The 23,206-nt window shown below is 58.3% G+C and carries 24 protein-coding genes; 3 read left to right on the top strand and 21 right to left on the bottom strand.

Annotation, left to right across the window (positions count from 1 at the left end; genetic code table 11):
• Nucleotides 1-43 precede the first annotated feature (43 nt).
• Nucleotides 44-1,264: a beta-ketoacyl-ACP synthase I gene (fabB, locus tag PU624_RS09765; protein WP_283547459.1), complete on the bottom strand. Its 1,221-nt coding sequence runs from the start codon at nt 1,262-1,264 to the stop codon at nt 44-46.
• A 154-nt stretch (nt 1,265-1,418) separates the two neighbouring features.
• Here fabB and mnmC point away from each other — a divergent pair, with 154 nt between their 5' ends.
• Nucleotides 1,419-3,425, top strand: a complete 2,007-nt coding sequence (gene mnmC / locus PU624_RS09760; RefSeq protein ID WP_283547458.1) for a bifunctional tRNA (5-methylaminomethyl-2-thiouridine)(34)-methyltransferase MnmC2/FAD-dependent 5-carboxymethylaminomethyl-2-thiouridine(34) oxidoreductase MnmC1 — start codon at nt 1,419-1,421, stop codon at nt 3,423-3,425.
• A gap of 33 nt (nt 3,426-3,458) precedes the next feature.
• On the opposite strand, the gene PU624_RS09755 is transcribed toward mnmC, so the two are convergent.
• The 6 genes from PU624_RS09755 to prmB are packed head-to-tail and all read right to left on the bottom strand — an operon-like array spanning nt 3,459 to nt 8,045.
• On the bottom strand, nt 3,459-3,743 hold the full coding sequence (locus tag PU624_RS09755; protein WP_003854283.1) for a YfcL family protein: 285 nt from the start codon (nt 3,741-3,743) through the stop codon (nt 3,459-3,461).
• A 32-nt stretch (nt 3,744-3,775) separates the two neighbouring features.
• Nucleotides 3,776-4,321 carry an elongation factor P hydroxylase gene (locus PU624_RS09750; protein WP_283547457.1) on the bottom strand — a complete coding sequence of 182 codons (546 nt, stop codon included), beginning with the start codon at nt 4,319-4,321 and terminating at the stop codon, nt 3,776-3,778.
• A 19-nt stretch (nt 4,322-4,340) separates the two neighbouring features.
• Entirely contained in the window at nt 4,341-5,144 is an 804-nt protein-coding gene (locus tag PU624_RS09745) for a sulfite exporter TauE/SafE family protein (RefSeq protein ID WP_283547456.1), read from the bottom strand.
• Between the two features lie 8 nt (nt 5,145-5,152).
• Complete coding sequence (gene mepA, locus PU624_RS09740) at nt 5,153-5,977, bottom strand: penicillin-insensitive murein endopeptidase (RefSeq protein ID WP_283547455.1); 825 nt, start codon at nt 5,975-5,977, stop codon at nt 5,153-5,155.
• Between the two features lie 4 nt (nt 5,978-5,981).
• Nucleotides 5,982-7,067 (bottom strand): chorismate synthase, encoded by a 1,086-nt coding sequence (gene aroC, locus PU624_RS09735; protein WP_078804626.1) that lies wholly within the window; start codon nt 7,065-7,067, stop codon nt 5,982-5,984.
• A 45-nt stretch (nt 7,068-7,112) separates the two neighbouring features.
• Nucleotides 7,113-8,045 (bottom strand): 50S ribosomal protein L3 N(5)-glutamine methyltransferase, encoded by a 933-nt coding sequence (gene prmB, locus PU624_RS09730; protein ID WP_033783751.1) that lies wholly within the window; start codon nt 8,043-8,045, stop codon nt 7,113-7,115.
• 159 nt (nt 8,046-8,204) lie between these two features.
• Between prmB and smrB the strand changes: the two genes are divergently transcribed.
• On the top strand, nt 8,205-8,753 hold the full coding sequence (gene smrB / locus PU624_RS09725) for an endonuclease SmrB (RefSeq protein WP_031590577.1): 549 nt from the start codon (nt 8,205-8,207) through the stop codon (nt 8,751-8,753).
• A 31-nt stretch (nt 8,754-8,784) separates the two neighbouring features.
• Here the strand turns inward: smrB and sixA are convergent, their stop codons facing one another.
• From sixA to PU624_RS09705, 4 genes are all read right to left on the bottom strand, one after another.
• A complete protein-coding gene (gene sixA / locus PU624_RS09720) occupies nt 8,785-9,267 on the bottom strand; it encodes a phosphohistidine phosphatase SixA (protein WP_283547454.1) in 483 nt (160 codons plus the stop codon).
• A gap of 224 nt (nt 9,268-9,491) precedes the next feature.
• Nucleotides 9,492-11,588, bottom strand: coding sequence for a fatty acid oxidation complex subunit alpha FadJ (gene fadJ / locus PU624_RS09715; protein ID WP_283547453.1), 2,097 nt, complete (start codon nt 11,586-11,588; stop codon nt 9,492-9,494).
• On the bottom strand, nt 11,588-12,898 hold the full coding sequence (gene fadI, locus PU624_RS09710) for an acetyl-CoA C-acyltransferase FadI (protein WP_283547452.1): 1,311 nt from the start codon (nt 12,896-12,898) through the stop codon (nt 11,588-11,590). Before fadI ends, fadJ begins: the two co-directional genes overlap by 1 nt.
• Before the next feature lie 157 nt (nt 12,899-13,055).
• Nucleotides 13,056-13,352, bottom strand: coding sequence for a YfcZ/YiiS family protein (locus PU624_RS09705; RefSeq protein WP_283547451.1), 297 nt, complete (start codon nt 13,350-13,352; stop codon nt 13,056-13,058).
• A 358-nt stretch (nt 13,353-13,710) separates the two neighbouring features.
• On the opposite strand from PU624_RS09705, the gene fadL reads away from it, so the two are divergent.
• Nucleotides 13,711-14,994 carry a long-chain fatty acid transporter FadL gene (gene fadL / locus PU624_RS09700; RefSeq protein ID WP_283547450.1) on the top strand — a complete coding sequence of 428 codons (1,284 nt, stop codon included), beginning with the start codon at nt 13,711-13,713 and terminating at the stop codon, nt 14,992-14,994.
• Between the two features lie 239 nt (nt 14,995-15,233).
• On the opposite strand, the gene mlaA is transcribed toward fadL, so the two are convergent.
• From mlaA to ccmA, 10 genes are all read right to left on the bottom strand, one after another.
• Nucleotides 15,234-15,998: a phospholipid-binding lipoprotein MlaA gene (gene mlaA, locus PU624_RS09695; RefSeq protein ID WP_179895182.1), complete on the bottom strand. Its 765-nt coding sequence runs from the start codon at nt 15,996-15,998 to the stop codon at nt 15,234-15,236.
• A gap of 151 nt (nt 15,999-16,149) precedes the next feature.
• Nucleotides 16,150-17,361 (bottom strand): c-type cytochrome biogenesis protein CcmI, encoded by a 1,212-nt coding sequence (gene ccmI, locus PU624_RS09690; RefSeq protein WP_283547449.1) that lies wholly within the window; start codon nt 17,359-17,361, stop codon nt 16,150-16,152.
• Nucleotides 17,361-17,813 carry a cytochrome c-type biogenesis protein gene (locus PU624_RS09685; RefSeq protein WP_283547448.1) on the bottom strand — a complete coding sequence of 151 codons (453 nt, stop codon included), beginning with the start codon at nt 17,811-17,813 and terminating at the stop codon, nt 17,361-17,363. Before PU624_RS09685 ends, ccmI begins: the two co-directional genes overlap by 1 nt.
• On the bottom strand, nt 17,810-18,367 hold the full coding sequence (locus tag PU624_RS09680) for a DsbE family thiol:disulfide interchange protein (RefSeq protein ID WP_283547447.1): 558 nt from the start codon (nt 18,365-18,367) through the stop codon (nt 17,810-17,812). The genes PU624_RS09685 and PU624_RS09680 overlap by 4 nt, the downstream gene beginning before the upstream one ends.
• Nucleotides 18,364-20,322: a heme lyase CcmF/NrfE family subunit gene (locus tag PU624_RS09675; RefSeq protein WP_283547446.1), complete on the bottom strand. Its 1,959-nt coding sequence runs from the start codon at nt 20,320-20,322 to the stop codon at nt 18,364-18,366. The genes PU624_RS09680 and PU624_RS09675 overlap by 4 nt, the downstream gene beginning before the upstream one ends.
• Entirely contained in the window at nt 20,319-20,804 is a 486-nt protein-coding gene (gene ccmE / locus PU624_RS09670; RefSeq protein WP_283547445.1) for a cytochrome c maturation protein CcmE, read from the bottom strand. The genes PU624_RS09675 and ccmE overlap by 4 nt, the downstream gene beginning before the upstream one ends.
• Nucleotides 20,801-21,034 (bottom strand): heme exporter protein CcmD, encoded by a 234-nt coding sequence (gene ccmD / locus PU624_RS09665; RefSeq protein WP_283547444.1) that lies wholly within the window; start codon nt 21,032-21,034, stop codon nt 20,801-20,803. The genes ccmE and ccmD overlap by 4 nt, the downstream gene beginning before the upstream one ends.
• Complete coding sequence (locus PU624_RS09660; protein ID WP_283547443.1) at nt 21,031-21,771, bottom strand: heme ABC transporter permease; 741 nt, start codon at nt 21,769-21,771, stop codon at nt 21,031-21,033. The genes ccmD and PU624_RS09660 overlap by 4 nt, the downstream gene beginning before the upstream one ends.
• Before the next feature lie 53 nt (nt 21,772-21,824).
• Complete coding sequence (ccmB, locus tag PU624_RS09655; protein ID WP_283547442.1) at nt 21,825-22,484, bottom strand: heme exporter protein CcmB; 660 nt, start codon at nt 22,482-22,484, stop codon at nt 21,825-21,827.
• Nucleotides 22,484-23,101: a cytochrome c biogenesis heme-transporting ATPase CcmA gene (gene ccmA, locus PU624_RS09650; RefSeq protein WP_283547441.1), complete on the bottom strand. Its 618-nt coding sequence runs from the start codon at nt 23,099-23,101 to the stop codon at nt 22,484-22,486. The genes ccmB and ccmA overlap by 1 nt, the downstream gene beginning before the upstream one ends.
• Nucleotides 23,102-23,206: the final 105 nt, after the last annotated feature.

The raw sequence follows: 23,206 nt of genomic DNA, 5'->3' as shown, positions 1-23,206 counted from the left end.
AAAAGGGCCGGCAAGCCGGCCCTTCAGAGTGCTGACGTAATGATTACGCCTGATATTTACGCAGGGTCAGTGTGGCGTTGGTGCCACCAAAACCAAAGCTGTTAGACATCACGGTGGTCAGCTCTTTTTCCATCGGCGCAGTGACGATGTTCATACCGGTTGCGGCAGCATCCAGCGAGGTGATGTTGATGCTTGGCGCAATAAAGCCATGCTCCAGCATCAGCAGCGAGTAGATCGCTTCCTGCACGCCAGCGGCACCCAGGGAGTGGCCGGTCATCGCTTTGGTCGCTGAGATGTAAGGCGTGTTATCGCCAAACACTTCACGAATCGCACCCAGCTCTTTCACATCACCCACCGGGGTAGAGGTGCCGTGGCTGTTCAGATAGTCGATAGGTGTATCGACACCGTGCATCGCCATCTTCATGCAGCGCACTGCGCCTTCACCTGATGGAGCAACCATGTCTGCACCATCTGAAGTCGCACCGTAACCAACGATTTCGGCATAGATGTGCGCACCACGTGCCAGCGCATGCTCCAGCTCTTCAACTACAACCATGCCACCGCCACCCGCGATAACAAAACCGTCGCGCTCATTGTCATAAGTGCGTGACGCTTTTTCCGGGGTGTCGTTGTAACGGGTAGAGAGCGCGCCCATGGCGTCGAACTCACAGGCCATTTCCCAGCACAGCTCTTCGCCGCCGCCCGCAAAAACGATATCCTGTTTGCCCAGCTGAATCTGCTCAACGGCATTACCGATACAGTGCGCCGAGGTGGCACAGGCGGAGCTGATCGAGTAGTTTACGCCATGAATCTTGAATGGCGTGGCGAGGCAGGCAGACACACCGGAAGCCATCGCCTTGGTGACCACGTAAGGGCCAACCGCTTTCAGGCCGCGTGGGCTGCGCATTGCATCAGCACCGAATACCTGGAAACGTGGAGAACCGCCGCCTGAACCTGCAATCAGACCCACACGTGGGTTGCTCTGATACATTTCAGTGGTGAGGCCGGAATCTTTAATCGCTTCTTCCATGGAAAGATAAGCATAGATGGACGCATCACTCATAAAACGCACAACTTTGCGATCGATGAGGCCGGTGGTATCTAATTTAACGTTACCCCAGACGTGACTACGCATGCCGGAATCTTTCATCTCTTCAGAAAAGGTGATGCCAGAGCGTCCTTCACGCAGAGATGACAGCACCTCTTGCTGGTTATTACCAATACTGGAAACGATCCCTAAGCCAGTAATCACAGCACGTTTCATTCAATCTTCCTCATCCACTTCTTCTTAATTGGCATGCACTCTAGCGTACACTTGTACGCCGAACAAGTCCGATCAGCTATTTCCTTTTGTAAATTTGCGTCATGTCACGCGGGTCGCTAGAATCGCGCCACTGCCTGAAAAACGAGCCTTTACCGTGAAATTAACACCGGTTGAACATGCGCAGCTAAACTGGAATGAACAGGGTACACCTGTTTCCCGAGCGTTTGGCGACGTCTATTTCTCTAACGACAATGGTCTGGAAGAGACACGCTATGTCTTCCTTGGCGGCAACGGTTTTCCACAGCGTTTTGCAGAGCATCCGCGCGATCTGCTGATCGTGGCGGAAAGCGGTTTTGGCACCGGCCTCAATTTTCTGACGCTGTGGCAGGCGTTCGATGCGTTTCAGCGCGAACAGCCCGATGCCACTTTAAAACGTCTGCATTTCATCAGCTTTGAGAAATTTCCGTTAACCCGTGATGACCTGGCTGCGGCGCAGCAGCACTGGCCTGAACTGGCCCCGTGGGCGGAGGCCTTACAGGCGCAATGGCCCGCTGCCCTGCCCGGCTGTCAGCGACTGCTGTTTGACGGCGGACGCATCACCCTCGACCTGTGGCTCGGCGATATTAACCAGCTGATGGGACAACTGGATGACAGCCTGAATCGTCAGGTGGATGCCTGGTTCCTGGATGGTTTCGCGCCCTCGAAAAACCCCGATATGTGGACGCCAGAATTGTTCAGCATGATGGCAAAACTGGCACGCCCGCAGGGCACCTTCGCGACCTTTACCGCCGCAGGTATTGTCCGGCGTGGCCTGCAGCAGGCGGGCTTTGACGTTATCCGCCGCAAAGGATTTGGCCCGAAGCGCGAAATGCTATGCGGGCCGTTACAGGATGCGCCTCCGCTGCCTGCCGCGCAGCCCTGGTATCACCGTCAATCTGCGGAGCAGCGCGACGTTGCCCTGATTGGCGGCGGTGTCGCCAGTGCCACGCTGGCGCTGGCGCTGCTGCGTCGCGGCTGGCGGGTCACGCTTTACTGTGCCGATGCAGCGCCTGCGCTGGGCGCATCCGGCAATCGTCAGGGGGCGCTCTATCCCCTGCTCAACCAGCATGACCCGGCGCTTGCCACCTTTTTCCCGGCGGCCTTCAGCTTTGCCCGACGGCTCTACGATCGGTTAAACCTGACCTATGAGCATCACTGGAGCGGTGTGCTGCAGCTGGGCTGGGATGAGAAAAGCCGTAAGAAAATCGATCAGATGCTGGCGATGGGTTTGCCCGAATCCATCGCCTATGGGGTCGATGTGGCAGAAGCGGAGAAGCTGGCGAATGTCGAACATGGCTGTGGCGGCATCTTCTACCCGCAGGGCGGCTGGCTCTCACCGGCTGAGCTGACCACCGCGATGCTGGCACATGGCGAAACCCAGGGATTACGCATTCACTGGCTGCATCGCGTCAGCAAACTTTCACGCGAGGACGATCACTGGACGCTGACGTTCAGCGATCGTCCGGCGGTGCGTCATGCCACGGTGGTGCTGGCAAACGGTCATGCGATGGCCGACTTTGCGCAGAGCGCCCCGCTGCCGACCTATCCGGTAGCTGGTCAGGTGAGCCATGTTCCCTCGACCCCAGGCCTCGATGCGCTGCAGACCGTGCTCTGTTACGACGGCTATCTGACGCCCGTCAGCCCGCAGTTTGGCACCCACTGCATTGGCGCCAGCTATCACCGTGGTGACACCGCAACCGATTACCGGGAAGAGGACCAGCAGGAGAACTGCAGCCGCCTGCTGCAGTGTCTGCCTGACAGCGGCTGGGCAGCGACGGTGGATGTCAGTGACGGAGAGGCAAGAATGGGTGTGCGCTGCGCTACGCGGGATCATCTGCCCATGGTGGGCGGCGTGCCGGATTATGACGCGACGCTCATGCAGTACGCCGATTTACCGGCACAGCGGCTCGCAGGTCGCGACGTCGCTGACGCCCCTGATTTCACGGGCCTGTATCTGTTTGGGGCGCTGGGTTCTCGCGGCCTGTGCAGTGCGCCGCTGGCGGCCGAAGTTTTGGCGGCTCAGCTAACGGGCGAACCGCAGCCTCTGGATGCCAGCACGCTGGCAGCGCTCAATCCGAATCGTTACTGGGTAAGGAAATTACTGAAGGGAAAAGCCGTGTAGCGGACGCTCAGGGCGGCAAGCCGCCCCGAACGGTTATGCAGAGAGCTGGCGTGCCTGAACAAACAGGTTATCCCACATCCCGACCACTAAAGCCTGATCGCGCGGTGAGAGTTCGCCGGCAGCAATGGCATTTTGCAGGCTGCGTGAGACCTGAATCTGCAGCGCTTCTGGCGTATGTTCGCCCAGTTGCTCCACTTCAGCGACGGCCAGTGTCAGATGCCCGCGCAGATAACCGCTGGCGAACAGCTCATCGTCACTGGCATGCTCGACCATGTCGTCAATCAGGGCCAGAATACGCGCTTCAAATTCTGCGATCATCTCAATTCCTCTATTAATAATGCCTTCCTGCATCACAGATCGTCCGGCCAGGGAAACTGCGACGCTGTTAATGAAGGCCTGCCATAAAATTCCGCCAGGGCGGTAATAAAACGCGCGGGACGGTCGGGAATGCCCGACGTCAGATAGCTCATGACCTGAGCATGCACTTTACGCTGGAACCCAATGCGATCCGGCTCATAATCTCCGTCGAGATTGTCACAACTCACGTTGAAGGGAAAGCCTGCTGCCGTACAAAACATCCACTCCAGCGCCTGCGGCTTCACTTCCACCGCTTCAAACTGACTCTGGGTCAGCGCATCGCGGCCATCCGGACAGTACCAGTAACCAAAATCGACCCGTTTGCGGCGGGCTTCACCGGCGATGCACCAGTGTGAGATCTCATGCAGTGCGCTGGCGTAGAAGCCGTGGGCAAAGACCACACGGTTCCACGGCGACGCTTCATCAGCAGGAAGATAGATCGGTTCATCGTCGCCTTTAATTAGACGGGTCTGAAATTCATCGCTGAAACAGCGATCAAACAGCGTGATCAGCTGTTCATAATGATGTGTCGGGTTCATGACGGTATCACGTTTTAGGTTACGAATGCAGCGTAGCCAGCCAGGCCAGAACTGCGCTGCCGTGGCTGTCCCACAATAATTTAATGCTCATGACAGCTGAGACAATCACCACCATCGGGCGGATCAGTTTCTGTCCGCGGCTCAGCACCAGCCGTGCGCCCAGACGTGCGCCGCAGAAAGCGCCGAGCATCATGACAAGGCCGGTTCCCCACACCACTTTGCCGCCAAAGATAAAGAACAGCAGACTGCCAAGGTTTGAGGTGAAGTTGAGCACCTTGGCATGGGCGGTCGCTTTAGCCAGGTTGTAGCCGCAGAGCGTGACGAAAGCCAGCGCATAGAAAGAACCTGCGCCCGGTCCGAAAAATCCGTCGTAGAATCCCACTGCCCCGCCGCCGACCAGCGCATAGGCCAGACCGTGCAGGCGTCGCGCCTGATCGACTTCGCCCAGGCGTGGCATCAGCAGGAACCACAGGCCAATCGCGATTAAAAACAGCGGCAGCATCTGGCGCAGGAAATCCGCCTGCAGGCGCTGAATCAGTATCGCGCCCAGCACGGATCCCAGCAGCGTCATGGCGATGTTCAGCCACTGTTCGTTCAGGTTGACCGCACCACGCCGGATAAAGTAGAGGCTGGCGGAAAACGATCCGCCGACCGATTGCAGTTTATTGGTCGCCAGCGCCTGGGCCGGAGAGAGGCCCGCAGCCAGCAATGAAGGTACCGTCAGTAATCCTCCGCCACCTGCGATTGAGTCAATGAAACCGGCGAGCATGGCGATTAAAAACAGCAGCCCGACCAGCAGCGGGCTGACCACAAACCAATCCATGGAATCCCTTACAGTAGATGTTTATCCAGCAGGGCCTGACAGGCAGGCGGTAACGGCGGTGGCTCACGTTTCACCGGCGCGCCGGAACCGGGCTGTTTCGGCAGGAACCAGCTTTGCAGCTCTGCGCCACAGCCATCGCCCGGCGGCGGTGCGGGCTGATCTTCACAGCCGATACTGCCCGCCGGGCAACGCAACCGCACATGCATATGCGCGCGGTGAGCGAACCATGGACGGACTTTACGCAGCCAGTCACGATCGTTACCCGCATCGGCACAAAGCTGCTTTTTAATCGCCGGATTGACGAAGATGCGCGTCACATCGTCATCTTTCGCCGCCAGTTTAATCAGGCTGTCGATTTCCGGCTGCCAGTGGCGTGCAATCACATTTTTATCGCCCGGCCCGACCAGATCCAGCGGCTGCGGCTTCAGCAACTGCTGCGCGCTCCAGCGGGTTTTCGGCAGTTGCAGCCAGATATCTACATCCAGTCCGGTCTGGTGACTGGCGTGACCGCTGCTGAAACGCCCGCCTGCCGCCATGCCCATGTCGCCAATCAGCACGTTACCCAGTTGCAGATTATGCACCTGGGTGCTGAGCCGCTGAATAAACTGAATCAGATCGGGATGACCGAAGTAACGCCGCTGATCCTGACGCATCACCTGATAGTAAGGTGAATTCAGCGGCAGCGACTGCGCGCCCACAATACAGCCGTTGGCAAAGCCACCGATGGACTGCGGTGCGCCACTAATCGGATGCTGAATATTTTGCCACGGCGTCGCCGCCAGGCTGGAGGCGCTGATCAGCAGCGCACTCAGGGTAAGCAGGAGCGCTTTCATGCCATCACCAGCGCGGCACGGAGCTGTTAACGTCACCGTTCTGCGCCCGCTGGCGCAGCAGATGATCCATCAGGACGATCGCCATCATCGCCTCAGCGATCGGCACGGCACGGATCCCGACGCAGGGATCGTGACGACCTTTGGTGATCATCTCTACTTCTTCGCCGTCGCGGGTAATGGTTTTACCCGGCACGGTGATGCTGGAGGTTGGTTTCATCGCCACATTGGCGCTGATGATCTGACCGCTACTGATGCCGCCCAGAATGCCGCCCGCGTGGTTGCTCTGGAAACCGTCGTGGCGGATCTCGTCGCGATGCTGACTGCCGCGCTGGTTCACCACTGCAAAGCCGTCACCGATTTCAACGCCTTTCACGGCATTGATGCTCATCAGGGCATGCGCCAGATCGGCATCCAGTCGGTCGAAGACCGGCTCGCCCAGGCCTGGCGGCACGTTCTCTGCCATGACGGTGACCTTAGCGCCAATGGAGTCGCCCTCTTTTTTCAGGCCACGCATCAGTTCATCCAGCGCCTCCAGCTTGTCGGCATCCGGGCAGAAGAACGGGTTCTCTTCCACGATGCTCCAGTCCTTCAGCTCACAGGCGATATCACCGATCTGTGACAGATAGCCGCGCACCACCACACCGTGTTTCATCTGCAGATATTTCTTGGCGATGGCACCTGCCGCCACGCGCATCGCGGTTTCGCGCGCCGACGAGCGGCCACCGCCACGATAATCGCGCTGACCATATTTCTGCTCGTAGGTGTAATCCGCATGACCCGGACGGAACAGATCTTTAATCGCGCCATAATCCTGCGAACGCTGATCGGTGTTCTCAATCAGCAGGCCAATCGAGGTGCCGGTGGTCACACCTTCAAACACACCGGACAAAATTTTCACCTGATCCGGCTCGCGGCGCTGCGTGGTATAGCGCGATGTGCCAGGACGACGGCGATCGAGATCGTGCTGAATATCGGCTTCGGTCAGCGGGATGCCAGGCGGCACGCCGTCAACGATACAGCCCAGCGCAAGACCGTGGGACTCGCCAAAGGTAGTTACTCGAAAAAATTGCCCGATGCTGTTTCCGGCCATGCTGTTTCCTTCTCAGGGTTCGGCGGGCGAGGCTTCGCCCCACTTTTAGTCTTTGTAAAAAGAGAAATGGTGTTGTGCGTCAACAATCTGCTGGCGCGTCAGCGTAAAGACGCCGTCACCGCCGTTGTCGAATTCCAGCCAGGTAAAGGGCACATCGGGATACTGCTCGATCATGTGCACCATGCTGTTACCGACTTCGCAGACCAGTACGCCCTGCTCGCTGAGATAGTCCGGTGCGCAGGCCAGAATGCGGCGCACCAGCTTGAGGCCGTCACTGCCAGCCGCCAGGCCAAGCTCCGGCTCGTGGCGATATTCGTTCGGCAGGTCATCCATATCTTCCGCATCAACATACGGCGGATTGGTGACGATCAAATCATATTTCAGCTGCGGCAGTTCGCGGAACAGGTCGGCACGAATCGGCGTGACCTGGTGAATCAGACCATGCTCTTCAATGTTCTGCTCGGCGACGGCCAGCGCACCGGTGGAGATATCCACGGCGTCCACTTCCGCTTCCGGGAAAGCATAGGCGCAGGCAATCGCGATGCAGCCGCTGCCGGTACACATATCCAGAATATGACGGGGCGGCGTACTGACCAGACCGGCAAAGCGGTTCTCAATCAGTTCGCCAATCGGTGAACGCGGCACCAGCACGCGCTCATCAACAAAGAATTCGTGACCGCAGAACCAGGCTTTATTGGTCAGATAGGCGACCGGGATGCGCTCGTTGACGCGACGGATGACGCGCTCAACAATCAGCAGACGTTCGCTGGCGGTCAGACGCGCACTGCGCATATCTTCGGGAATATCCAGCGGCAGCCAGAGTGACGGCAGGACCAGTTGAACGGCTTCGTCCCAGGGATTGTCTGTGCCATGTCCGTACCAGATTCCGGCAGCGGAAAAGCGGCTGACCGCCCAGCGCAGCATGTCCTGAATGGTGTGCAGTTCGTTCACTGCCTCATCGACGAAAATTTTGTCCACGTAGCCCTCCGCAGGCCTTTTGCTAAATCGGCCAGTAGTGTGCCATGAAGCCGGGGAGAATTCAGCGCAGCGAGGTGAAAAAGCTGACATTTAATGACACTTAACGGTAAGGTAGCGGCTCTGCTGTGTGACAGCCTTTTCTGATATGACTGACCTGCCATGAGTAAAAAAACGCCACTAAGCCCGGATGATCAAGCGCTATTTCGCCAGTTAATGACGGGAACGCGGCAGTTGAAACAGGACACATTTGTCCACAAAGCGCCGGTGAAAACCCGCCAGATCCCGGTCAAGCGTCTGCTTTCAGAGCAGGCGGATAACAGTCATTACTTTTCGGATGAGTTTCAGCCGCTGCTCTCAACCGAAGGGGCAACCCGTTACGTGCGCGCCGATGTCAGCCACTTTGAGCTGAAAAAATTGCGTCGTGGTGACTATACGCCGGAGATTTTCCTCGACCTTCACGGTTTAACGCAGCAGCAGGCCAAGCAGGAACTGGGCGCACTGATCGCCGCCTGCCGCCGTGAACATCTGTTCTGCGCCAGTGTTATGACCGGTCATGGAAAGCATATTCTGAAGCAGCAGACGCCGCTGTGGCTGGCCCAGCATCCGTGGGTGATGGCATTTCATCAGGCACCGAAAATGTTCGGCGGAGACGCCGCACTGCTGGTATTGATTGAGATTGAGGAGTGGCAACCGCCTGAGTTGCCCTGAGAGAGGGGCCGGTGTGATCGGCCCACAGACGTCAGATCGCTTTCGCCAGTTTTTTGGGACTGACCTGCCACAGCAGTTTACCGGCACTCGCCGCGGGATCGAACTCCACGCAGGCAATAGCGGAAGTGGCGAACATTGGCGGCGCTTCCTGCGGGCACAGTTCAGAGACTAAATACCCCACCAACGGTAAATGTGAGATCACCAGCGCCGATTTCACACCTTCATTCGCCAGGGCCTGCAGATAGCACCCGACCATCTCCGGATCGCCACCCGGCGTTAACTCCGGCAGAACGTCCTGGCCTTCCGGCAGGGGAAAGGCTTCACGCACGGTCGCGAGCGTTTGCTGCGCGCGTAAATAGGGACTCACCAGAACTCGCTCAATGTCCGGCGTCTGACTGTTAAGCCAGTTAGCCATCTGACGTGATTCATTGCAGCCACATAAGGTCAAAGGCCTGACTGAATCACTGGCTGCTTCCAGAGCCGCATCGCCGTGACGCATGATAAAAACTTGCATAAAGCACCGCTGTTGTTTGTCGACATCGCCCGACGCGTAGCGTCTGACTCTTCACTCTGCGAATGAACGCTGTGTTTTACCCTAATGGCTTCAGTATAGTCAACCGGTTGTTTATTAAATAAGCACTTCTCAGAATCATGCTGCGCCGCACATTCTGGCGGCGCTTTTCTAAGCCGCTGAATCGGATTGGTTATTCCATTTTCAGCAGAAATGTAAAATTTCGTCTATTTTCTGGCCGCCTCATTCAGCGCTTCGCAGGGGGTAAATCGTTCCCCGTGTTGCTGCGTAAGCCGGGTTAACCTGTTGACGACTTCCGCCGCCCCCAGTTTGTCCATGTAGTGGAACGGACCGCCCAGAAATGGCGGAAAGCCGATGCCAAACACCGCACCGATATCGCCATCGCGCGCGCAGCGAATCACCTGCTCATCAAGACAGCGGGCCGCCTCATTCAGCATCATCATCACGCAGCGTTCAGCAATCTGCGTTTCACTCTGCCGTGCCTGCGGCGTGACCTTCAGCAACGTATACAGCGAGGCGTCCGGTTTTTTACGCTGCCAGCGCGGCTGGTCATAGCGATAAAAGCCTTTACTGTTTTTACGTCCCTTGCGGCCATCCTTCAGCACCGCATCAAAAGCGGCAGGCGCGGCAAAGCGTTCACCATAGGCCTGATGCAGGATGGGGCTGATTTTGCTGCCGACGTCGATACCGACCTCATCCAGCAGCTGAATCGGGCCGACCGGGAAACCAAACTTCACCAGTGCCCGATCAATATGCTCAATCGGCTCGCCCTCCAGCAGGCAACGCATCGCTTCATTTATATAGGGCGTCAGGATGCGGTTCACATAGAAACCTGGCTTGTCTGCCACCACTATCGGGGTTTTACCCTGGCTGCGCGCCAGCGCCACAATTGTCACCAGCGTTGCGGTTGAAGTGTTCAGATGGGGGATCACTTCCACCAGCGGCATCTTCTCAACCGGACTGAAGTAGTGCAGACCGATAACGTTTTCCGGACGCTGCGCCTTAGCGGCGATCTCCTCAATCGGCAGCGAAGAGGTGTTCGAGGCAAACAACGTGTGCGGCTGACAGTGTGCTTCCACTTCGCTGACCATCTGCTGCTTCAGGGCTAAATCTTCGAATACGGCTTCGATCAACACGTCACGCTGTGAGAAGCCCTGATAATCGATGCCGCCCGTGATACGGGCCATCTGCTGCTGACGCTGTGCCGGTGAGAGCTGGCGTCGTTTGACCTTTTTGCTCAGCAGTTCCCAGCTGGTTTTCAGCGCATGGTTCACGCCCTCCAGGCTGATATCTTTGATCCGCACCGGCAAGCCCGCGTTGATCGCGGTGACGCTGGCGATGCCGCCGCCCATCAGGCCGCCGCCGAGAATAGCAACGCTCTTAACCGTGGCGGGCTCAGCTTCACCGCCCCGCTCCTTTTTCATGGCCGTGGTCGCGAAAAAGATCCCGCGCAGCGCAGCAGACTCTGGCGTCATCGCCAGTTCACCAAAGGCACGCGCTTCGGCGTCGTGTCCGGCGCGGCTGCCCTGCTCCAGCCCGATGCGCACCACCTCGATAATGCGGTTTGCCGCCGGATAGTTACCTTGGGTTTTGGCTGCTGTCTGCCGGGTCGCCAGCGCAAACAGTGCCTGTCGGCCCACCGGACCGTGCAGCAGACGGTCGCGCAGCGGCAGCGTGCGTCCACTGACCTTGCCCTTTTTCACCCGCGCGATAGCCGTTTCCAGCAGAATCGCCTGCGGCACCGCATCATCGACCACGCCCAGCTTACGGGCCTGCTTAGCGCGCAGCGTTTTGCCGGTCAGAATCAGCGGCAGCGCCTGCTGCACGCCGATTAAGCGTGGCAGCCGCTGAGTGCCGCCGGAGCCAGGCAGTAAACCAAGCTGCACTTCCGGCAATCCCAGACGGGTTTTATCATCCAGCGAGCAGATGCGCGCATCGCAGGCCAGCGCCAGTTCCAGCCCGCCGCCCAGGCAGGCACCGTGGATCGCCGCGACCACCGGGAACGGCAGCGCGTCGAGCATCGCCATCACTTCCTGGCCCTGTTTTGCCAGCGCTTCGGCTTCCTGCGCACTCTTACAGCGATCGATCATGCTGATGTCCGCGCCCGCGATAAAATTGTCTGGTTTGCCGGAGATCAACACCAGGCCCGCCAGCTGCGGATCGCGCCGCGCCTCTGCAATGATGGCGGTGATCTGCCCGGCAAACTCCGCTTTGAGGGTGTTCATCTTCTCGCCAGGGACATCGATCGTGATGATGCCGACGTGATCCAGTCGCATCTTCAGATGAAACGCATTCTGCTCCATTATTCGGCCTCCAGAACCATTGCCGCACCCAGACCACCTGCTGCACAGGCGGTGACCAGGCCTAATCCGCCACCCCGGCGGCGTAATTCATTCAGCGTCTGAGTAATCATGCGCGCGCCCGTGGCGGCAAAAGGGTGACCATAGGCGATTGAACCGCCGAGCACGTTAAAGCGCTCTTCATTCACTTCGCCCAGCGCATGCGGACGATTCAGTACATCACGGGCGAAGCGCTCATCACGAAACATTTGCAGGTTGCTCAGCGTCTGGGCGGCAAACGCTTCATGCATATCGATTAGGGTCAGATCGGCCAGAGAAATGCCAGCGCGATCCAGGGCGAGCGGTGACGCGTACGCCGGGCCCAGCAGCATGTCCTGCTGCACCCCGATGGCGGTAAAGGCGTAGCTGCGCAGATAGCCCAGCGGGCTGAGACCCAGTTCGCGGGCGCGGCCCTCGCGCATCAGAATCACAGCGGCCGCACCATCGGTCAGTGGCGTGCTGTTGGCCGCCGTCACGCTGCCGTGCTGGCGATCAAATGCCGGACGCAGCCGGGCGTAATCCTCCGCTTTGGCGTTCATGCGGACGTTATTGTCCTGATCGATGGCGGTTTTCCACGGCGGCACAAAGGCGGCCATCACTTCCTGATTCAGTACTCCGGATTGCCAGGCTCTGGCGGCATGCTGATGGGAGCGCAGCGCCAGCGCATCCTGTGCCTCACGGGTTATGCCGTGACTCTTGGCCATCTGCTCTGCCGTGTCGCCCATACGCAGGCCGGTCGAATACTCCGCCACCGCGGGCGGCACCGGAAGCAGATCGCGCGGACGCAGCCGTCGCAGGATTTGTAATTTCTGCCCGACGCTGCGGGCTTTGTTAAGATCCACCAGCGCGCGGGCCAGCGTTTTACTGACGCCGATGGGCAGCACCGAAGAGGAGTCCGCCCCACCGGCAATGCCTGCAGAAATAGTGCCCGCCATCAGACTTTCTGCCACATTCGCTACCGCCTGGAAACTGGTGGCGCAGGCACGGCTGACGCTGTAGGCATCGGTATTCACACTCAGCCCGCTGCTTAATACAATTTCACGCGCAATGTTCGGCGCTTCCGGCATCTGCACGACCTGACCAAAGACCAGTTGTTCGATCACCTCAGCGGGCAGTTCACTGCGCGCCATTAATTCGCTGACCACCATGCGTCCTAACTCAATGGCGGGAATGCCATGAAAGCCGGTCGCCTGGCGCAGGAAAGGGGTGCGTAATCCGTGGGTTATTGCGATGCGTTCACCATCACGCGTCAGCAGCGGCTGCGCTTTGCTCATTGTTCTCACCTGTGGCTGGGACTGTGGCATCATTGCCTGAAGAGGTCTGACCTGATCAGTGTTAACCACAAGCGGGTGAGCCGCCAATATCGGAAAGGAAAAAGTGCGAAGGGAAACACGAAAATGAAAAACGCCGCATTAATGCGGCGTCTGGGACTTAACGCAAACCGAGCTGAAAAATCATCGTTTCAGCCTGGCAGCTGAAGGTGAAATCGATATCCAGCTGCACACCCTGATTCACGTCGCTGAAGCGCGATTCAATGACGCAGGGTTCAGATTCTACCTCGCGGGCTCGCCGGGTGAGCTGCGCCAATTTGGCTTCCGCATCGGCACGCTGCGCAAACCACTCCGACCAGCTGGCAGTGCAATCGGTGTTATCCATTACCGTGCCCACATCAACACAGCAACAGGCTGCAGTTTCGGTCGCACTGCATTTTTTAATGGCATCAGTCATTTCATTCTCCTGACCAGCGATCTGGCGGGTTGCGCGATTTTATGGCCGAAATTTTACCTGCTCGACGAAAGATGCGCCACGTGCACGGCCCTAAGCGACGAATATCACAATAAAAATTGATCCAGAACAAACTGGAATCGGTATGCTGTGCAGAATCGGGGCCGTTTTGTTAAGCAGATCGAATTTTAAGCGATCAACCCTGAAATATTTTAAAAACAATATTGCAACATGTACACAGGTCGGACCTATACTCTCCGCACTGGTCTGATATGTGCGTTTTACATCAGTCCCTACAATCCGCCGTCCTTTGTTACGCGACGTTATAGCGTTAAATAATAATTCACATGAGGTTGTGGTCATGAACCATAAAAACCTGTTTGCAAAGTCAGCCGTGGCGGCTGCAGTGGCGCTTGTCTCTTCACACGTTTACGCAGCTGGGTTTCAGTTAAATGAGTTTTCTACGATTGGTTTAGGTCGCGCATATTCAGGCGAAGGGGCAATGGGCGATACGGCGGCGTCAGCCAGCCGTAACCCGGCGACGATGGCGTTAATGGATCGTCCGGAATTTTCTATCGGTGCGGTTTATATTGCGCCGGATGTCAACATCAGTGGTCGCAGTCCGAGTGGACGCAGCCTGGATGCGAATAATATTGCGCCGAATCAGTGGATCCCCAATATTCATTACGTCCAGCCGATCAACGATCAGTGGTGGATTGGCGCGTCTGCAACGTCTAATTATGGCTTAGCAACAGAGTTTAATAATGGCTACACCGCGGGCGGTTACGGCGGTAAAACCGACCTGATGACCGGCAATTTTAATCTCAGCACCGCTTACCGCCTGAATGAACATTTTAGTGTGGGTGTCGGTTTTGATGCGGTTTATGCCAAAGCGAAGATTGAACGCTATGCCGGAGAGTCAGGCGCAAGGCTGGGGGTTCCGGCTGATACGCAGGTTGCCCATCTGAAGGGCGATGAGTGGGGCTACGGCTGGAATGCCGGCGTCCTTTATGAAGTGGATGAGAATAACCGCTTCGGCTTTACCTATCGTTCAGAAGTGAAAGTCGACTTTGATGGCGATTACAAAAGCAGCCTTTCATCCCGGCTGAATGCGGTGAACGATCCGGCTGTGTCAGGTGTACCTTATGGCACTAACGGCACTACCGTTCCGGGCGCGTTAACCCTGAATCTGCCAGAGATGTGGGAAGTGTCGGGCTGGCATAAAGTGGCACCGCAGTGGGCGGTCCACTACAGCATGGCGTATACCAGCTGGAGCCAGTTCCAGGAGCTGAAAGCGACCGGTTCAAACGGCCAGACATTGTTCTATAAAGATGAAGGCTTCCGTGATGCGTACCGCATTGCACTGGGCACCACCTATTCCTACGACAAGAACTGGACTTTCCGTACCGGTATTGCGTTTGATGATAGCCCGGTTCCGGCGGATAAGCGTTCTATCTCTATCCCGGACCAGGATCGGTTATGGCTGAGCGCCGGTACATCTTATGCCTTTAACGATAATGCCTCGGTGGATTTAGGCCTCTCTTATATGCATGGACAGAAAGTGACGGTGAAAGAAGGTCCTTACACCTTTACCTCTGAAGGCAAGGCCTGGCTTTACGGCGCGAACTTTAACTACAAGTTCTGATTGGATAGCGCGATCAAAAAGGGCGACTCTGGTGAGTCGCCCTTTTTTTGTGGCTGCGGATCGCTTACTGGCTCAGGGAGCATACGCCCTGCGCAAAGACGCAAAACCGCCATCCCTGGCTGCTCAGCGCGGACCATCCATGCCCCGCGATGCTTTGCTCCAGGCGTATGCTCCCATCGCTTCAGCTTCTGTGCGGTTTGCAGAAAAACACAGCGACACGCAGATATGTGATCCTGCGCTTACTGCGCGTCGATATCCTTCAGGTCATCCTGAATCGCGGCAGCGTTAGGATTGTCTTCCGGCTTGAGCTTACCGCCACGCGCCAGGAAGTCGTGACGCTGGAAGTAGGCGTTACGGATAAAGGCGTACGGATCGCTCTGCTGTTTCAGGATCGCATCTGAATCCAGCAGCTGCGCGCGGGTCTCGATCCCTTCAAGCGTCCACTTACCAATCGACATTGGCCAGGTCAGCCAGCCGAGGATCGGATAGAGCGTATCGACGTAGTCGCCGCCATCCTGACGAACCGTAAAGCTGCCGTAAGCAGGCAGTTCAACATACGGGCCGTAGCCGACGCCGTAATGACCCAGCGTCGTACCGAAACGGTGCGGCTCTTCACGCGCCAGTTCCGGGTTCGCTTTACCGGCAACGTCAATGAAACCACCCAGGCCCAGCACGCTGTTCAGGAAGAAACGGGTAAAGTGAATGCCCGCATCACGTCCGTCACCCACCAGGATGGCATTGACCATGCTGGCAGGCTCTTCCAGGTTGCCCAGGAAGTTGCTCAGGCCGGTACGTGCCGGGACCGGCACATAATCGCGCCAGGCAACAGCGACCGGACGCAACACATACGGATCCAGCACGTTGTAGTTAAAGTTAAACATCGTGCGGTTAAAGCCTTCGAACGGATCGCTGCGCTGAGCAGGATCGCTATTCGCCGGCTTTGAACTGGCACAACCCACCAGAAGGACGCTGGCCACAGCCAGGCTGGTCAGGCGATAATTCATTCCAATCTCCCTGTGCGGATCAAAAAGGTCTGCCCATCGTTCAGGTCACAGCCCGGTGTCTAATCGGCTTACCCGATGAGCATAGCTGACTTTGTGCCAGAGGCAGCAGGCAATGGCACGCATCATTATTAACGGTTATCAGTTTGTACGTTCAGGGAAGCTGCTTATTAATCTCTACCGCAATTGACTGATGCCCATCCCAGGGCGTTACGGCGCTCAGACCCAGCCAGTCTCCCGGCTGCGGATTGGCGCTGCCATCGCGGGAAATTCGCACCCGAACCTCTACCTGATGCTGCGCCGAAAGCAGGCGATCCGGCATCATGGCGTTGCTGTCATCCAGCGTCAACGACAGCGGGAAGTGGCTGAGCGGCATTCGTTTAACCGCCACCGGCACCGGTGAAGCCCCGTCAGAAACCGAAATATACAACACTCCGTCCGGCGGTAACATTTTTTCTGCCTTGGGTGTCAGCGTCACGGTCAGCGCGAGCTGACGACTCTGCTGCCCGGCCTCACTTCTGGCCTTTTCAATGCTGCGGGCGATCATCGCGTGCCGCTGATCACCGGCAGGCAACAGCGCTAAAAGAGTCTGCCATGCCTCGATAGCCTGATCGTATTGCTGTTGGCCATAGGCGTTAAACGCCAGCAGGCTCAGCGTCCGCAGGTTTTGCGGATCCGCTTTCAGCAAGGATTGCAGCAGCAGTGACGCCTGACGGTTATCCTGCGGATCGGGGGACCGCGTCAGGACTTCCGCATAATCCTGCTTCAGCGCGAGATCGTTGGGGGCCAGTTGTAAAGCATGCTCAAACGCCTGGCTGGCGATCTCCGCATTATTCAGCACCATGCCGAGCCGCCCCAGCATGGTCCAGTCGGCCAGATTATCCGGTTCGGTTTGCAACGCGGTACGCAATCCGAGCTGTAAACGCGCCAGCTCTTCCATGCTCAGCGGTTTAGCGCCGGGGTCCATCAGGCGGGCTCGCAGTTCAGGATACGCCTGCTGTACCTGCATCCAGCCGGTGAATTGTGCCAGGCCGCCGGTTTTCAGATAAGTCCCCAGCGAAACCGCAATCAGCACAATCAGACCCGGCAGCAGAATCCAGCGGCGGCTGGTGTGTGACTGCAGCGTCTGTGCTGGCGGAATATCCGCCAGCAGCGTCTGCTGTAGCTCCCGCTCCATCAGCGGACGCTCGGCCACGACGCCCTGCTCTTCATCCTGCGCCAGTTCCTCTATCCGCTGATGGTAGAAGCGCTGATTAAGGCGATCGCGATCGCCTGCGCTGGCCTGACGTTGCCGCCAGCCCGCCGTCAGGAAAAGCGTGCAGACCGCCAGCAATAACAGAAAAAGGGTGATCCAAAATGCACTCATTACGGCTTCCTGTCTGACTTCAGTAGCGCATTAAGACGCTGTTGCTCATCTTCATCCAGCTCACTGCGCGTTTTGCGCTGACGGCTGCGCAGGATGATCACCGCACCGCCCAGCAGCGCAAACAGCGCCGGGCCAGCCCACAAAATCACGGTTGAGGGCGTGACCGGGGGTGAGTAACTGACGAAATTGCCGTAGCGCGCCACCATGTAGTCGATGATTTGCTGGCGACTCTGCCCCTGCTTCATCAGCTGATAGACTTTCAGCCGCATGTCGGCGGCAATCATCGCGTTCGAGTCGGCAATGCTGTTGTTCTGGCATTTCGGACAGCGCAGTGACGCGGTCAGGTCACGGTATTGCTCTTCCTGCGCCACCGAGTCAAATTGCAGCGTGTCGATGGTCGCCCACAGGTTGATGCTGAACAACAGGCCGCAGAGCAGTAACAGCGTTCTCATGATCCCGCCTCCGCACTGTATTTAATCCACAAGGGTTTCACTTCCTGATCCCAGACGCGCGCATTCAGATCGCCCGCGTGGCGATAACGGATGATCCCTTTACCGTCGATCAGGAAGGTTTCCGGCGCGCCATAGACGCCGAGATCCAGCCCCAGCATACCGTTGCCATCATAGAGGCTCAGTGCATAAGGATTACCCAGCGTGTTCAGCCAGTTAACGGCTTTTTGACGATCGTCTTTGTAGTTCAGCCCGACCACGCGAATGCCCTGCTCCGCCAGCGTATTCAGATACTGATGTTCAGCGCGGCAGGTCGGACACCAGGTCGCCCAGACATTCAGCAGAATCGGTTTGCCATCGGTCAGCACGCGCTGGTCGTAGGTTTTGCCCGGCTGATCCAGTGCTTCCAGCCGGAACAGCGGCACCGGTTTGCCGATCAGCGCGGATTCGAGACGGGTGGGATCGTCGCCATCGGCATTGCGCGTCAGCTGCCACAGCAGCGCCGCTGCCAGCAGCAGAAACAGCATCAGGGGAATAAACAGGATTTTCTTGTTCATGTCCGCGCCTCCGTTCCCGCTTTTTTGCGCGAGCGGTAGCGGGGATCGAACAGGCAGAACAGCCCACCCAGCGCCATCAGCGCGCCACCAAACCAGATCCAGCGGACAAAGGGTTTGTAGTAGATGCGCACGGCCCAGCTGTCATCCTCCAGCTCTTCGCCCAGCGCCGCGTAGAGATCGCGGCTGAAACCGCCATCAATCGCCGCTTCGGTCATCATCGTGCGGGCGGCGGTATAAAAGCGTTTTTCCGCCTGCAGGGTTGCTTCGTGTTTGCCGTTGCGGGTGACATCAATGATGCCCATGCCGCCGCTGTAGTTTGGCCCCTGCAGATTCTGCACGCCGCGGAAGACAAAGTGATAGTGATGAATATCGACGCTATCGCCCGCCTTCATCCGCACATCCCGCTCCACGCTGTACTGCGTGCTGAAGGCAATGCCAATCACCGTCACACCTACGCCCAGGTGGCCCAGCACCATCCCCCAGTGACTGCGCGACAGGTGACGTAAACCGGTAAAGAACGGATGACGATGGGTGGCGCGTTCGTGGAGCTCCAGCAGCGTCAGCACGATAATCCAGAGTGACATCAGCAGGCCAACCACGGTCATCGCCTCAATCCGATCCTGCAGCCACCAGGGGATGATGACGGAACAGGCCAGCGTGACAATCAGCGCCAGCGCCAGCCGTTTTGCCAGCTTCTGCGGCTCATCACGACGCCAGCGCACCAGCGGTCCGATCCCCATCAGCAGCGCAAACGGCGCCATCAGCCAGCTGAACATAGTGTTGAAGAACGGCTCGCCGACCGAAATGCTGCCCAGGCCCAGCTGCTTGTGAATCAGCGGCAACAGCGTGCCGAGCAGCACCACCAGCATCGCGGCAATTAACAGCACGTTATTACCGAGTAAAAACGATTCGCGCGACCAGGTTTCATTCTGTACCCGGCCACGAACCTGCCCGCCTTTGATGGCATAGAGCAGCAGCGAACTGCCGATGACAATCACCAGAAACGCGAGGATAAACATGCCGCGCGCCGGATCGGAGGCGAAGGAATGCACCGACACCAGCACCCCGGAGCGCACCAGGAACGTCCCCAGCAGGCTTAAAGAAAACGCGGTGATCGCCAGCAGCACGGTCCAGGCCTTAAAGGTGCCGCGCTTTTCGGTCACCGCCAGCGAGTGCATCAGGGCAGTGCCCGCCAGCCACGGCATAAACGACGCATTCTCAACCGGATCCCAGAACCACCAGCCGCCCCAGCCCAGCTCGTAATACGCCCACGCGGAGCCGAGGACGATACCGATGGTCAGAAAGACCCAGGCCGCCGTCGTCCAGGGACGTGACCAGCGCGCCCAGGCCGTATCGAGTCGTCCAGCCATTAATGAGGCGATGGCAAAGGCAAACGCCACTGAAAAGCCGACGTAACCCATATAGAGCAGCGGCGGATGGAAGATCAGGCCGATATCCTGCAGCATCGGATTGAGGTCATGCCCGTCAATCGGGAAGTCCGGCAGCGTGCGACCAAACGGGTTGGAGGTCAGCAGGATAAACAGCAGGAAGCCGAGATTGATCATTCCCATCACCGCCAGCACACGAGCCAGCGCATCCTGCGGCATTCCGCGACTGAATATCGCTACCGCCAGTGTCCAGGTGCTGAGCAGCAGCACCCACAGCAGCAGCGATCCTTCATGCGCGCCCCACGTGGCGGCGATGCGATAGTAAACCGGCAGCAGACTATTAGAGTTCGTGACGACATAGGCAACGGTAAAATCGTTGCTGATAAAGGCCCAGACCAGCAGCGCAAACGCCGCCGCGATGCAGGCAAACAGTCCGCAGGCCAGCGGACGCGCCATCGCCATCAGGCGGGCATCCTGGCGCATGGCGCCCCACAGCGGATAGCTGCTCAGCAGCAGGGAAAGTCCCAGCGCCAGGCAGAGCAGAAAGGTTCCGATTTCGGGCATCATGATGATTTATTTCCCGCCTGATACAACGACTGCGGGCCGGTGTGATTACTCTTCATCGCGTCTTCAATCTCCGGCGGCGTATATTTCTCATCATGTTTCGCCAGCACTTCTTTGGCGATCACCTGGTTGCCTGCCGCCAGCACGCCCTGCGCCACGACGCCCTGCCCTTCCCGGAACAGATCCGGCAGGATGCCTTCAAAACTGACGCTGACCACGCCGCGCGCATCATAAAGTTTGAACGACACCGCCAGCGTTTTCGGATCGCGCCGGACACTGCCGGGCATCACCATGCCACCGACGCGCAGCCGCTGGCCCGCTTCCGGCTTCTCGTGCGCTTCGCCTTTGCCGTAGAGGATTTCGCCTGGGGTATAGAACAGATCGATGTTTGAGCGCAGCGCATACATCACCAGCGCGGTGGCCATGCCGAGGCCGAGCAGAATCGCCACTGCCGCATAGAGGCGGTTGCGTCGACGGGTATTCACAATGTCTCTCCTGCCGCTTCAGCCGCGGCTTTTTTCGATTTCGCCGCCCGGATGCGACGTTCCCGTGCATCGCGCTGGCGGATCTCAGCCAGCAGGCGACGGCGCAGCAACAGGGTATGCAGCGTCAGGCCGATAAGTGGAAGCAGCGTGCAGGTAACTGCCAGCCAGACGTAGAAGGCGTAGCCTCCCATCGCAAAGAAGGCGTGCCAGGAGGAAAAAGCAGGCGTCATGATGGCTCTCCCCGCTTTGCCACATCAATCGCCCAGGGACGATGACGCTCGGTTAACAGAATCAGGTTGCGCAGTCGCATCAGCGTCAGCGTGATAAACAGCAGCAGATAACCGAGGATCGCCCAGCGCAACGGCGTACGCATGACCGGCGCAATCGCCTGCTGGAGAATGCCAGACGAGCCCTGATGGAGGGTGTTCCACCACTGCACTGAGAAGTGAATGATCGGCAGATTGACCACGCCGACCAGAATCAGAATTCCGGCGGCCCGGCCTGCGGTGCGGCGATCATCAAAAGCGTGATAAAGCGCGATCACGCCCATATAGAGGAACAGCAGCACCAGCTCCGAGGTCAGACGCGCATCCCAGATCCACCAGGTGCCCCACATCGGCTTACCCCACGCGGAACCGGTGACCAGCGCAATAAAGGTAAAGACTGCGCCCACCGGCGCCATGGCAGCAGAGACCAGATCGGCCATTTTCATCTGCCACACCAGGCCGATAAAGGCGGCGATGGCCATCGAGGCATAAATGCCCATCGACCACATCGCGGCGGGCACATGAATGTACATGATGCGGAAACTGTCGCCCTGCTGATAGTCTGCGGGTGCAAAGCCAAATCCCCAGACCCACCCCAGCAGCAACGCCGCCAGCCCGGCGATGGCAAACCATGGAACCAGTCGCCCCGAAAACTGATAGAGCCGCTCGGGCCTGGCCAGCTGATGTAACGCTTTCCACATATCAAATGCTCACATTATCGATAAAAGAGTATTGCCGCGTCTTTTACGCGCGGTTATTGCAACGTAATGCGCAGCGCCGCCGCCGTGGCAAACGGCGCGAGCGTGGCGCTGCCCAGCAGCATCGCGCCAAGGATCGCCAGATAGCCGCCAATCGGCAATCCCTGACTGGCTGCCTCCATCGCCGCACTGGCGAAGATCAATACCGGAATAGCCAGCGGCAGCACCAGCAGGCTGAGCAACACGCCGCCGCGCCGTAAACCCACCGTCAGACCGACGCCAATCGCACCGAGGAAACTCAGCGTTGGCGTGCCGAGCAGCAGCGTCAGGGCCATCGCCCGCCAGCCATTAAAATCCAGCGACAGCAGCAGCGCAGCCAGCGGCGACAGGATAATCAGCGGCACGCCGGTGACCAGCCAGTGCGCCACCACTTTGCCAGTGACCGTCACCGGCAGCGGCGTCGGCAGCAGCACCAGCTGCTCCAGCGAGCCATCGCTGAAGTCATCGCGAAACAGCCGTTCCAGCGCCAGCAGCGACGCCAGCAGCGCAGCAACCCAGGCAACCCCCGGTGCAATGCGCGCCAGCTGTTGCGGGTCCGGTCCGATGCCCAGCGGAAACAGAGTAATGACGATCAGGAAAAACCAGAGCGGATTAACCACATCCGCACCGCCGCGAAAGGCAATGCGCAGTTCACGCTGGATGAGGCGAAACAGCATCAGTCTGCCTCCTCGTCGCCGAGGCGAATTTTACGCACCCGCGCAGCCTCCGCAGGCAAATCCTGATGGGTTGTCAGGATCACTGCACCGCCGTTATCGGCATGCCGGGCGAATTGCGCCATTAATTTTTCAATACCCGCTTTGTCGATGGCGGTCAGCGGCTCGTCGAGAATCCAGATGCGGGCCTGGCTGAGCCACAGACGCGCCAGCGCCACCCGACGCTGCTGCCCTGCCGATAACCGGCTGACCGGCACCTCTTCGTCGCCCGTGAGATCGACACTTTCCAGCGCAGCAAAAATCTGCGCATCGCTGCACCCGGGATGGTAAAAGCGCAGATTTTCCAGTGGCGTGAGCACGCCTTTGACACCGGGCTGATGGCCAAGATAGAGCATCGCACGATGCCAGGTTTCGCGCTGTCGCAGGATCGGCTGCTGCTGCCAGCGTATTTCCCCCTCTTCCGGACGGCTCAGGCCAGCCAGCAGGCGCAATAACGAGGTCTTACCGGCACCATTCGGGCCTTCAATCTGCACAATGTCACCTGCGGACACGCGAAATGAGAGCCGCCGGAAAAGCGACCGTTCATCGTATGCACAAGTGAGCGTAATGATTTCCAGCATCGAGGGGGGAATCGCACAATCTAAAAGTGGCCGGAATATTACCACAATGTTGCTGTGGGCCGAAGTGTGACCCAGCGCTCAGTTTCAATGCCAGGGGATTATTCG

Origin of the sequence: Pantoea sp. Lij88, assembly GCF_030062155.1 — a bacterium.
Classification (GTDB): Bacteria; Pseudomonadota; Gammaproteobacteria; order Enterobacterales; family Enterobacteriaceae; genus Pantoea.
The sequence above is the reverse complement of the archived record's forward strand: the minus strand, read 5'-3'. Positions and strand labels throughout refer to the sequence as shown.